This window comes from Bacteroides sp. 14(A) (genome assembly GCF_000526555.1).
GTDB classification, from domain to species: domain Bacteria; phylum Bacteroidota; class Bacteroidia; order Bacteroidales; family Bacteroidaceae; genus Bacteroides; species Bacteroides cellulosilyticus.
Map to the genome: position 1 here is coordinate 1,740,555 of NZ_JAGH01000001.1, position 12,486 is coordinate 1,753,040.

At 44.2% G+C, this 12,486-nt stretch carries 10 protein-coding genes; 8 read left to right on the plus strand and 2 right to left on the minus strand.

The window, feature by feature from the left end; all coding sequences use genetic code 11:
• The first annotated feature begins 150 nt into the window (after window positions 1-150).
• From K429_RS0106490 to K429_RS0106515, 6 genes are all read left to right on the plus strand, one after another.
• The gene (locus K429_RS0106490) at window positions 151-2,697 is read left to right on the plus strand and encodes a DUF5686 and carboxypeptidase-like regulatory domain-containing protein (protein ID WP_025726406.1); all 2,547 of its coding nucleotides are present in this window, start codon (window positions 151-153) and stop codon (window positions 2,695-2,697) included.
• 107 nt (window positions 2,698-2,804) lie between these two features.
• Window positions 2,805-4,094, plus strand: coding sequence for an inositol-3-phosphate synthase (locus tag K429_RS0106495; RefSeq protein ID WP_022210690.1), 1,290 nt, complete (start codon window positions 2,805-2,807; stop codon window positions 4,092-4,094).
• Window positions 4,095-4,201: 107 nt separating this feature from the next.
• Entirely contained in the window at window positions 4,202-4,675 is a 474-nt protein-coding gene (locus tag K429_RS0106500) for a phosphatidylglycerophosphatase A (protein WP_007217634.1), read from the plus strand.
• Entirely contained in the window at window positions 4,660-5,175 is a 516-nt protein-coding gene (locus tag K429_RS0106505; protein WP_007214503.1) for a GtrA family protein, read from the plus strand. Before K429_RS0106500 ends, K429_RS0106505 begins: the two co-directional genes overlap by 16 nt.
• 2 nt (window positions 5,176-5,177) lie before the next feature.
• On the plus strand, window positions 5,178-5,831 hold the full coding sequence (locus K429_RS0106510; protein ID WP_007217635.1) for a CDP-alcohol phosphatidyltransferase family protein: 654 nt from the start codon (window positions 5,178-5,180) through the stop codon (window positions 5,829-5,831).
• Complete coding sequence (locus K429_RS0106515; protein ID WP_025726407.1) at window positions 5,828-6,760, plus strand: phosphatase PAP2 family protein; 933 nt, start codon at window positions 5,828-5,830, stop codon at window positions 6,758-6,760. Before K429_RS0106510 ends, K429_RS0106515 begins: the two co-directional genes overlap by 4 nt.
• A 123-nt stretch (window positions 6,761-6,883) precedes the next feature.
• Here the strand turns inward: K429_RS0106515 and K429_RS0106520 are convergent, their stop codons facing one another.
• Window positions 6,884-7,906 carry a virulence RhuM family protein gene (locus K429_RS0106520; protein ID WP_025726408.1) on the minus strand — a complete coding sequence of 341 codons (1,023 nt, stop codon included), beginning with the start codon at window positions 7,904-7,906 and terminating at the stop codon, window positions 6,884-6,886.
• A 392-nt stretch (window positions 7,907-8,298) separates the two neighbouring features.
• On the opposite strand from K429_RS0106520, the gene K429_RS0106530 reads away from it, so the two are divergent.
• Complete coding sequence (locus K429_RS0106530) at window positions 8,299-9,354, plus strand: hypothetical protein (protein WP_052340633.1); 1,056 nt, start codon at window positions 8,299-8,301, stop codon at window positions 9,352-9,354.
• 100 nt (window positions 9,355-9,454) lie between these two features.
• A complete protein-coding gene (locus K429_RS0106535; RefSeq protein ID WP_025726411.1) occupies window positions 9,455-10,636 on the plus strand; it encodes an iron-containing alcohol dehydrogenase in 1,182 nt (393 codons plus the stop codon).
• Window positions 10,637-10,750: 114 nt separating this feature from the next.
• Here the strand turns inward: K429_RS0106535 and K429_RS0106540 are convergent, their stop codons facing one another.
• Window positions 10,751-12,325, minus strand: a complete 1,575-nt coding sequence (locus tag K429_RS0106540) for an Rne/Rng family ribonuclease (RefSeq protein WP_007214496.1) — start codon at window positions 12,323-12,325, stop codon at window positions 10,751-10,753.
• Window positions 12,326-12,486: the final 161 nt, after the last annotated feature.

The window sequence follows — 12,486 nt, forward strand, 5'->3', positions numbered from 1 at the left end:
CTTGCGTACCTTTGCGGGCGTTAAAGAAGGAAGAAAGAAGTGATGAGTTACAAGCTACAGGCTACAAGTGGCAATAACTTGCGCTTGTCGGTATAGCGCAGCCACTTGTAGCCTGTAGCTCGTAGCTTGTCACTTAATATAAAAATAGGTATGAGGTTTACTTTTTTAAGGATTTTATTGTTCATCAGCCTTTGCTGGATGAGCTTCCCCCTGCAAGCACAATATGTGGTACAAGGTGTTGTTACAGACTCGTTAACCCGTGAGCCTCTCCCATATACATCTGTGTATCTGAAAGGTACTACCGAAGGAGGTATGACCGATGACAAAGGACAGTTTTCTTTCAAGACCTACCGCCCCCAAGCCGTGCTGGTTATTTCTGCCATTGGATATAATGAATACACCCGTCTTATTCATCCGGCACAAGGTATCCGTCTTACCATCGCCCTTTCGCCGGCAACGTATGCCCTGAATGAAGTGGTGGTAAAGCCCAAACGGGAGCGATATAAGAAAAAAGATAATCCCGCCGTGGAATTTGTGCGACAAATGATAGAACATCGGGATGACTATTCGCCCAAAGAGTTGGACTTCTGGCAACGGGATCGTTATGAGAAGATGACCTTTGCCATCAACAACTTCGACAGCGTAAAGCAACAGAAGTGGCTTTATCGTAAATTCAAGTTCCTGACGGACTATGTGGATACTTCCGCCGTTACGGGAAAGCCTGTGCTTGCCGTTTCCAACCGTGAGCTGCTGGCTACGGACTATTACCGCAAATCTCCCAAAAGCCAGAAACAGCGCGTACATGCTCGCAAACAGGCCGGCGTGGATGAGATGCTTTCGCAGCAAGGCATGGAGCAAGCCATCAGTGTGACGATGACGGATGTAGATATTTATGAGAACAACATCACGCTGTTCACCAATAAGTTCGTAAGTCCACTCTCTTCTCTGGGCCCTTCATTCTATAAATATTATCTGATGGACACGCTTACGATAGCGGGCCAGCCTTGTGTGGACCTGACGTTTGTACCCTTCAATTCCGAATCCTTCGGTTTTACGGGACACTTGTACGTTACTTTGGATAGTACCTATTTCGTGCGTCGTGCCACCATGAACTTTCCACAGAAAATCAATCTGAATTTTGTGGATTATATGTCTCTTGAACAGAACTTTACCCGTGGGGCAGACGGTACGCGCCAGTTGGCTGACGAACATATCACTACCGAATTCAAGCTGGTGGACAACAGTGATGGTATCTATGCCAAGCGGGATGTATATTACAGGAATTATGTGTATGAACCTTCTGCGGATGCCCTTTCGGCCTTTAAGAAGCCGGAAAAAGTGATTGAGCCGGCCGAAGCAACGCATCGCACGGAAGCTTACTGGGACGATAACCGTCAGGTGGAAGTCAGCAAGAAAGAAACTTCCGTTGATAAAATGATGGCGCAGCTTCGCACGTATCCTGTCTATTACTGGACGGAGAAGACCTTGAAAGTGCTGTTTACCGGATATATACCCGCGCCTAAAGAGAAAGAACCCCTGTTCTATATAGGTATGATGAATACCACCATAAGCGGTAATACGCTGGAAGGTGTGCGTCTGCGTGCGGGAGGTATGACTACGGCGTGGCTCAATCCACACCTATTTTATAAAGGATACATGGCTTACGGTTTCAAAGACCATCGGATGAAGGGAATGGCTGAAGTGGAATATTCTTTCCATAAGAAGAAGGAGTATGCCAACGAGTTTCCTATTCACTCTTTGAAAGCACGATATACCTCGGATGTAAACCAATACGGACAACATTACCTTTATACCAGTCAGGACAACGTATTCCTGAGCTTGAAGCGCCAGAAGGACGACCGGATAGGCTATCAGCGCAAGGCGGAACTGACTTACACCAATGAGTTCCATTCCGGTTTCTCCTTTCAGCTCACTTCCCGCTTCCGGCAGGATGAGTCTTCGTATCTTATCCCTTTCCTGAAACAAGATGAGATGGCAACGCCCGTGAAGAAAATATCGAATACCGAGTTTGAAGTAAAATTGCGTTATGCTCCGAATGAAAAATTCTTTCAGACGCAATGGAACCGCTTCCCGGTATCGCTGGATGCTCCGGTCTTCTCGCTTTCGCACACGATGGCTGCAAAAGGAGTGTTGGGCGGTGATTATACCTATCAATATACAGAGGCAGGTTTTCAGAAACGTTTCTGGTTTTCGGCCTTCGGTTATACGGACGTTATCCTGAAAGCCGGAAAAGTTTGGAATAAAGTACCTTTCCCGTTACTGATTATTCCGAACGCCAACCTCTCTTATACCATTCAGCCGGAGTCTTACTCCCTGATGAATGCCATGGAGTTTATGAATGATGAATATGCTTCGTGGGACGTTACTTACTATCTAAATGGCTTTTTGTTCAACCGCGTACCTTTGCTGAAAAAGTTGAAATGGCGTGAAGTCCTTTCGTTTCGGGGATTGTACGGGAATTTGAGCGACAAAAATAATCCGACAGTCAGCAATGACCTTTTTCGTTTTCCCGTCACAACCTCTTATATGGGGGATACCCCTTATATGGAAGTGGGTGTCGGTGTAGAGAATATTTTGAAGGTAATCCGTCTCGACTATGTATGGCGATTAACTTACAGAAATCTGCCTGGAATTGATAAATCCGGTCTTAGAATCAGTCTGCACATGACATTTTAACTTAAATCTTACTAACAGAACATTAAATCGGATAAAATGACGAGTCTCAATTGAACAAAATAGCCTAAATTTGAGCAATTTTTTAAACTTTAAAAGATACAATGGCAATGAAAGAAAACATTAAGCCGGCAACTGGTCGTTTGGGTGTACTGGTAGTCGGAGTGGGTGGCGCGGTCTCAACCACCATGATCACGGGTACATTGGCTGCTCGTAAGGGACTGGCAAAACCTATTGGGTCTATTACACAGATGGCCACAATACGCATGGAGAACAACGACGAAAAGCTGATTAAGGACGTAGTGCCTTTGGCAGATTTGAACGACATTGTTTTCGGCGGATGGGATATCTTCCCTGATAATGCATACGAAGCTGCGATGTATGCAGAAGTTCTGAAAGAGAAAGATTTAAATCTGGTAAAAGAGGAATTGCAAGCCATCAAACCGATGCCTGCTGCCTTTGACCACAACTTTGCAAAACGTCTGAATGGTACATACATCAAGCAGGCTGCCACCCGTTGGGAAATGATGGAGCAACTGCGTGAGGATATCCGTAACTTCAAGGCTGCCAACAACTGCGAGCGTATTGCTGTGCTGTGGGCTGCAAGTACTGAAATCTACGTTCCGTTGTGTAAAGAACACGAGTCGCTTGCTGCTTTGGAAGAAGCAATGAAGGCTAATAACACGGAAGTGATTTCTCCGAGTATGTGCTACGCTTATGCTGCAATTGCAGAAGGTGCTCCGTTCATCATGGGTGCTCCTAACCTGTGCGTAGATACTCCGGCAATGTGGGAATTCTCTAAGAAGATGAATGTGCCCATCTCCGGTAAGGACTTCAAGAGTGGACAGACGCTGATGAAAACAGTGCTCGCTCCGATGTTCAAGACTCGTATGCTGGGTGTAAGCGGTTGGTTCTCTACCAACATTCTGGGTAACCGTGACGGCGAAGTGCTCGATCAACCCGAAAACTTCAAAACAAAAGAAGTCAGCAAGTTGTCTGTTATCGATAACATCTTCGAACCGGAAAAATATCCCGACCTCTATGGTGATGTTTACCACAAGGTTCGTATCAACTACTATCCTCCCCGTAAAGATAATAAGGAAGCATGGGATAATATCGACATTTTCGGATGGATGGGTTACCCGATGGAAATCAAAGTAAACTTCCTGTGTCGTGACTCTATTCTTGCAGCTCCTATTGCACTCGACCTCGTTATTTTCAGTGACCTGGCATTGCGTGCAGGTATGTCTGGAATCCAGACTTGGTTGTCATTCTTCTGCAAGAGCCCGATGCACGACTTTGAGCATGAACCGATCCATGATCTGTTCACTCAATGGAGAATGGTGAAAGAAACAATCCGTACGATGGTGGGTGAAAAATCACCGAGCTATCTGGATTAATAAATAATAATAAGGTGATAAGGTGGTAGAGTGATAAAGTGGTGATGTAGTATTACTTTACCGCTTTACCACTTTGTCACCTTATCACTCTTTTATATCTTTTTTCTATGAGGAGACCTTCCTTCTTCCCTGTCCTGATAGGCACGGGCTTCGGCTCAGGCTTTTCTCCCTTTGCTCCGGGCACGGCGGGCGCTTTACTGGCTACGCTGATATGGTTCGGACTTTCTTTACTCATATCAGAAACTTGTCTGTTGTGGACGACTGTCGCATTGATATCCCTGTTCACCGTAGCCGGTATTTGGGCTACCGACCGTCTGGAACCCTACTGGGGTGAAGATCCGTCGCGCGTGGTGGTGGATGAGATGGTAGGTGTGTGGATTACGCTCCTGGCAGCTCCGGCAGGTCATATCTGGTATGGATTGGCAGCATTTGTTTTGTTCCGCTTCTTTGATATTCTGAAACCGCTGGGCATCCGGCGGATGGAAAATCTGCCGGGCGGAGTGGGAGTGATGATGGACGACGTATTGGCAGGAGTGTATGGTTTCATTGTTTTAATTGTGGCGAGATGGTTGATGGAGTAGAAGAACAGAGTCGGTTTGCTGGTTGGCGCAGGGAAGTGTGGCTTTTTATGAAGGCGCAGCTTTCTGCACAGATAGCTACGGTGATCGATTTTCTGATAACTATTCTTTTGGTGAAATTATTTGGTATATATTATTTGTATGCCACATTTATAGGTTCTGTGGTTGGCGGTATTGTCAATTGTGTAATCAACTATGAATGGGTATTTAAGGCGGAAGACTGCAAGAAGATACATGTGGGGCTGAAGTATTTCATAGTCTGGGGTGGGAGCATCCTTATTAATACATGGGGTACTTTTGCTTTGACGGAATGGCTGGCAGGAATGAAGTGGGTGAACGGGTTGCTGGGATATTACGTCTATGATGTGTTTATCCTGTCTAAAATTACGGTTGCCTTGCTGGTTGCATTTTTCTGGAACTATTATTTACAACGGGTTTTCGTCTACCGGAACCACAACTTAAAAAGATTTCTGAAACAACGTTTGGAGAAAAAAATAGAATGAACATGAATTACAGAGATTGGCTGCAACAGGTGATATACAAGATTATCAATCCCGTTGTGCGTGGCATGATTAAAATTGGCATTACGCCTAACTTTATTACTACTACCGGGTTGATACTTAACATTGTGGCTGCCGGTATATTTATTTATGCAGGGTTAGTGACAGATTCGGAAGAGGATCTTTCTTTGGTGGGATGGACAGGCGGACTGATACTCTTCGCCGGGTTGTTTGACATGATGGATGGTCGTGTGGCGCGTCTTGGCAATATGTCTTCCACCTTCGGGGCATTGTACGATTCTGTGCTCGATCGTTACAGTGAACTGTTTACCTTGTTCGGTATATCCTATTATCTCATCTTGCAGGGCTATTTCGTGGGTTCCATTATCACTTTTCTTGCTTTGATCGGTTCGCTGATGGTAAGTTACGTACGCGCACGTGCCGAAGGTCTGGGACTGGAATGTAAAGTAGGTATTATGCAGCGCCCTGAGCGAGTGGTGCTGACCAGTTTGGGAGCTTTGTTCTGCGGTATATTTTCCGATTGCACACTCTTCGACCCGATGTTGATCCTGATTGTTCCTCTGGCAATCATTGCCGTATTGGCTAATCTGACGGCTTTTGTCCGTCTGGCACATTGCTATAAACTTTTGAATAAATGATAAATAGATATTTCCCTCCGATGAGAGAGACGGTATTGCTGGTAGTCATTACGTTGGCTTTTCTGTTGCTGACAGCTACTTGTATCGGGCTTCGTACGGAGCATTTTCTAATGACGGGCTTGTTCCTGGTTCTGTTTTTTGCAGGAAAGACAACCCGTAAGCTGGCAGTGGCTTTACTGCCTTTTGTTGTTTTTGCAGTTTCCTATGACTGGATGCGGGTGTATCCCAATTACCAGGTGAACCCTATTGATGTGCAGGGCTTGTATGAAGCGGAAAAGTCTCTTTTCGGTATATCCGTGAACGGGGCTACGCTGATTCCTTGTGAATACTTTGCCATACATCACTGGCCGGTAGCTGATTTCTTTGCCGGAGTGTTCTATCTCTGCTGGGTGCCTGTGCCTATAGCTTTCGGTTTGTGGCTTTATCTGAAGGGAGATCGCCAGATGTATCTCCGTTTTGCTATGGTCTTCTTGTTGGTTAATCTTATTGGCTTTGCCGGATATTATATTCATCCTGCCGCTCCCCCTTGGTATGCTATGAACTATGGATTTGAGGCGATGCTGGATACTCCGGGAAATGTGGCCGGACTGGGACGCTTTGACGAACTGCTGGGATGCACAATCTTCGACTCTATTTATGGGCGTAATGCAAACGTATTTGCAGCCGTTCCTTCGCTGCATGCGGCATATATGGTTGTGGCGTTGGCCTATGCTATAATGAATCGCTGTAAGGGCTGGCTGATAGCATTATTCGCGTTTATTATGGTGGGTATCTGGTGTACGGCCGTTTATTCGGGGCATCATTACCTGATTGATGTATTATTGGGAATATTCTGTGCTCTCCTGGGCATCTTTGTCTTTGAAAAAGGATTGATGAGATGGGGAGTGTTCAAGCGCTTCTTCGAACGTTATAGTAAATATATTGAATAATATAATCCTCAAATAACTCTATGTAAATATATGAAGAGATTTTGTTGATAACCAAAATATTTAGAAGTATTATAACAGAGACCAAGAATCCTTTTCAGTCTCTGTTATAATTTAAAATTTAGACTATTTCTTTTTTCTCTTATTTTTATTCAGTTTTTGAATATCCTGCTCCAGTTCTTTGATGCTTTCCAATCGCTCCAACTGTTTTTGTACCTCCCTGTATTTGTCATACTCACCAGCGGCTTTTTGCAGTGCTAATTTATGAGAGATTGATCCCGCGTGCTCCAATATGTTTTTATCATTCATCGTAAGTACCTGCTTCAGTTTCTCAATCCAATCCCGCATATACATCGGTTTGTGCTGTATTGCCTGAGTCTCTGCATAAGCAAGGAATTGTTCTACGATCAATTTCAAAAGCCCAATCTCCTCTTCATTCAAGTAATTCTTTCCAATTTCCACATCTGCCTTACGAACTTTATTGGGTAAAGATGTCGATGTCAGCCCCATTTGCGGCAATGCGGCATTTGCCCGATAATATATCAGTTCCGCCGCAGTCTTCCCGCTGACCGCCCAAAGAAGTTTGTTTTGCACCTCTTTATAAAAGGCAAGGGTCATTTCATCGGACGGATCGTAATCAATGCTTGTAGCATAAATATCTTTGATTTGTTGATAGAAAAGCCGTTCGGACAAGCGAATCTCCCGAATTCTGTCTAACAGTTCCCGGAAGTAGTTCATTGACGAGCCGCTCTTGAATCGCTCATCGTTCAGAGCAAATCCTTTGATGATATAATCCCTCAAACGCTGTGTCGCCCAAATACGAAACTGCGTACCTTGCACAGATTTCACCCGATAGCCAACTGAGATAATTACATCCAGATTGTAATAATTAACTTCGTGGCTTTGGGTCTTATTTTCGATCGCACCATGCTGAGTGGTTGTTCGGAATTTCCGAACAACCATATTCTCATTCAGTTCTCCTTCCTCGAAGATATTTTTGATATGCTCACTTATAGTAGATTTAGCCTTTCCAAACAGAGACCCAATCTGTGTCTGTGTCAGCCAAACCGTCTCCTCAGAGAATAGTACATCAACTTTTATCGTACCATCCTGAGACTGATATATGATGATTTCATCTTGTTGTTCCATGTATACTTCTAAATGTTAGAATTGCCCTTCACTCCTTAATTATTATTTCTTTTAAAACTATTCTCAAATCGCTACGGTATTTGGGCAATATAACCGCTTGAGTCATAGAATCTCTCTTTCATATCAACATTCAAAAGATTAGCTATTTTATCGAAAGTTTCAACGTTCTCTACTAAAACGACTTTTAATCTATTGATACGCTTCATTTCAACTGATTTAACTTGATATTTTATGTAAAGATATTGATTATTCCCGAAAACGACATGATATTTAGCAAAAAAAGAAAGCACTGTGCTATTTATCAGGCTTATTACTGCGCCCTGCGCTAAGTCTCAATTTTTTTCCTATCTTTGAACAAAATAATACATTTATAACCATAAATAATTAGAAAAATGATTCTTGTAGACGACATGCTTGCGGTAGCATTTCAATATCGAGACACAGAATTGTGGAAAGAGTTGACAGATAGTGATGTATTTGCATTTCGCCTATCCGATGGGGAAACCGGATATTGTTGCGTGATGGGAAATGCAGGTGAACATCTTGCCTTGGGTTTCTACCGGGGGCGAAAAGGTTTCACTACTTATTTGAAAACTATCAGCTTAGGCAATGCACATCTCTCAGAAATCGAAATGTTTGAAATGACAACAACTTTCGATTGTATCAATTGCGACTTTATGCAAGCATCTGACATGGATGTGAAAACAAAGAAAATCATCCGTAATTATGCCGATGCCCATAAGTTGAAGATTCGACGATCTAAAGGCTGGCCTGACTTTACCCGGCATCAGCCTGGAAAGATGCAGTATGGCATCACTTGTATGGAGGATGCGCGTGATATCGTTGAGGCGCTTCGGGCCGCTATTGCTGTGGCGGCAAAGGTGACAACCTCTGACTTTGTAAAGCTGGGCTTTGATGTAAATGGCAACTATCCTACTGCAAAGGGTGGAAAATCTGTTCCGTACCTTATTCCCAATTCCGATGGTACATACGAGTGGAATACTACTCAGCTTCCTGCTTTTCTGCCTGATGAGTGTGTTGCACCAAAGTTTGCCAACGACATACTGGCAGGCGAGATGAAAAAGTTGCCTGTTTCCGGGACATTACAAATGAAGTATCTGCATATGCCGACGCCCATAGATGCAGATGAGGATGAAGCTCCTTACCTCCCTACCGTATTACTTTGTTTGGATACCGCCAACGAGTTGGTATTTCCCATTTTGACTCAGAATGCTTTGAACAACAATCCAGAGGAGTTACTATTGAAGTTAGTCAATGTTTTGCGCGAGCAGGGTAATAAACCTCACGCCATTGAGGTGGAAGATAACAAAACTGAATTCTTGTTGAAGGATTTTTGTTCCCGGTGCGGCATTCGTCTTTCCCGCAAGAAAGAACTTCCGGAGATTGGCGATGCTTGCTTCTTCCTGTTCAGTAATTTTATGATGTAGTTGTGGGGACTTTTATCCCTTCGGTTGTGGAGCAACGTAAGCACTTATTATGGCTATACTACTTTATGCCGGTATTTCGCATATAATAATATAATAAATTATGAATAATTTCGTCTTTTACAGTCCTACCGAATTTGTATTCGGTAAGGCTACGGAAATGCAAGTCGGTGCACTGGCGCGGAAGCATGGTGCGCGGAAAGTGATGATCGTGTACGGCGGCGGCTCTGTTGTACGGAGTGGTTTGCTGGATAGGGTGAAGCAATCTTTGCAGGAAGCAGGGATTGAATATTGTTTGATGGGTGGTGTGCAGCCGAATCCGGTAGATACGAAAGTGTATGAAGGCATTGAATTCTGCCGTCGTGAACAGGCTGATATGCTGTTGCCTGTGGGTGGAGGCTCTGTCATTGATACGGCCAAAGCCATAGCGGCAGGTGTGCTTTATGAGGGTGACTTTTGGGATTTCTATATTGGAAAGGCTAAAGTGACTAAAGCGCTGAAAGTAGCTGTTGTGCTGACTATTCCTGCTGCCGGAAGTGAAGGTTCCGGTAATACGGTTATAACGAAACTGGACGGTTTGCAGAAGCTCAGTCTGCGTGTACCGGAAGTTTTGCGTCCGGTATTCTCTATTATGAATCCGGAACTTACTTATACTTTGCCGCCCTTCCAGACCGCCTGCGGTGTGGCTGATATGATGGCTCATATCATGGAGCGTTATTTTACGAACACTCAGGAGGTGGAAATTGGAGATCGTCTTTGTGAAGGCACTTTGATGGCCATCATTAATGAGGCTCCCAAGGTAATGAGAAATCCAGAAGATTACGGTGCGCGTGCCAACTTGATGTGGGCGGGCATGATTGCGCATAATGGTACCTGTGGCGTAGGTTGTGAAGAAGATTGGGCTTCGCACTTTCTGGAGCATGAAATCAGTGCTATTTATGGTGTTACCCACGGTGCTGGATTATCTGTTATCTTCCCTGCCTGGATGACGTGGATGGTAGAGCATAATGTAGGAAAGATTGCTCAATATGCCGTTCGTGTATGGGGCGTTCCTGAATCAGAAGATAAGAAAGCGGTTGCTTTGGAGGGTATTGGTAAGCTGAAAGCTTTCTTTAGCTCTCTTGGTCTGCCTGTAACATTTAAAGAACTGGGTGTTGAAAATCCTGATATTGATCGCTTGGCGGATAGTCTGCATCGCAATAAAGGGGAGTTGGTTGGGAATTATGTGAAGCTGACAAAGCAGGACAGTAAAGAAATTTATCACCTTGCATGTGTAGGGGAGTGATGTTCGCTTCTGTATAGAGGGTGAGTTTCTTTTAGATATCGGCCAATGATTTTGAAAAGTTGGTGAGGAAAACAAAAAAGACGGCGAAGTTTCTGATTTACTTCGCCGTCTTTCTTATTTAATTTCGAATTCTTCCTTCATGTCAATCTCTTCCCCTTGCGGGTCGTAGAATACATATTCCAGGAACGCGAGTTTCTGGCTTGGAATAATCTTGATACCAAATCCGTATTTCATCTGCCATTTCCGTTTCAGGGAAACGAGTCCCTGGTTGATGTAAGCAGCAATATACGGGTGGATGTGTAACGAGAATTTTTTAATCTTCAGTTTGTTGACTAAGTAGTCAATTTTACTCTCTAAAGTGTCCGTAAAGAGGATAGAGGACTTGATAGTGCCTTTTCCGAAACAGGTGGGACAGATTTCTGTGGTATTGACATCCATTGCCGGGCGCACACGCTGGCGGGTAATCTGCATCAGTCCGAATTTGCTGAGCGGTAGGATGTTATGTCTTGCCCTGTCTTTCTGCATGTTGGCACACATACGTTCGTAAAGCTTTTGTCTGTTTTCGGCTTCGTTCATATCAATGAAGTCCACCACAATGATACCACCCATATCTCTCAGTCGCAGCTGGCGAGCCAGTTCATCGGCAGCTCCCAGATTCACTTCGAGTGCGTTGGCCTCCTGCCCGTTGGCATTCTTGGTGCGGTTACCGCTGTTCACGTCTACTACGTGAAGCGCCTCAGTATGCTCAATAATCAGGTAGGCACCACTCTTGTATGAAACCGTCTTGCCAAATGAAGACTTGATCTGCTTGGTGATACCAAAATTGTCGTAAATGGGGAGTTGTCCTTTATACAGTTTTACGATTCCTGCCCGGTCAGGGGCGATAAGAGTTACGTAATCCTTGATTTCGTGGAACACAGCTTCGTCATTGACGTGGATGTTCTCGAAAGAAGGATTGAACAAGTCGCGCAATAAGCCTACGGCACGGCTGGTTTCTTCGTAAATCAATGTCGGGAATTTGGTAGCTTTCTGTATTTTGGTGACAGCATCTTCCCAGTGCTTTAATAAAACTTTAAGCTCTCCGTCGAGCTCGGCTACGCGTTTCCCTTCGGCAACGGTGCGGACGATCACTCCGAAATTCTTCGGTTTGATACTCATCAGCAATTGTTTGAGGCGGGCGCGTTCTTCGCTCGATTTAATTTTTTGTGATACGGAAACCTTATCGTTGAAAGGTATCAGCACCAAATATCTTCCGGCAAATGAGATTTCGGAAGTCAGGCGCGGACCTTTGGTAGAGATAGGCTCCTTGACAATTTGCACCACTACTTCTTGTCCCACCTTGAGTGTATTGGCTACGGTGCCATCCTTTTCAAGATCGGGAAGTATGGTTGCTTTGGTGATTTGCGGTAGTTTCTTTTTATCGCTTAAAGTTTGCTTTACGTACTTCTCTAACGAGTTAAATTGAGGACCTAAGTCCAGATAATGAAGAAAAGCATCTTTCTCGTAACCCACGTCCACGAAGCAGGCATTCAGGCCGGGCATCAATTTCTTGATTCGTCCTAAATACATGTTGCCCACCGAGAAAGAAAGATTTCTTCCTTCGCTTTGAAGTTCCACCAGGCTCTTGTCTTCGAGCAGGGCGATGGAGACCTCTTTGGGCTGTACGTCTACAACGAGTTCGCTTGTCACAATTTTTCTTGCTTTTTTAGGTTCTAAAGTCAGCGAGGATATAAATAGCCTTGCCGACTACAATTTGTTACTTAAACAAAGAACAAACTCGCGAGACAAATAGCTTCACAAGTTTGTTCTTTATTTCTGTCCTCCAGACTAAAAATTACTTTTTGCTTTTA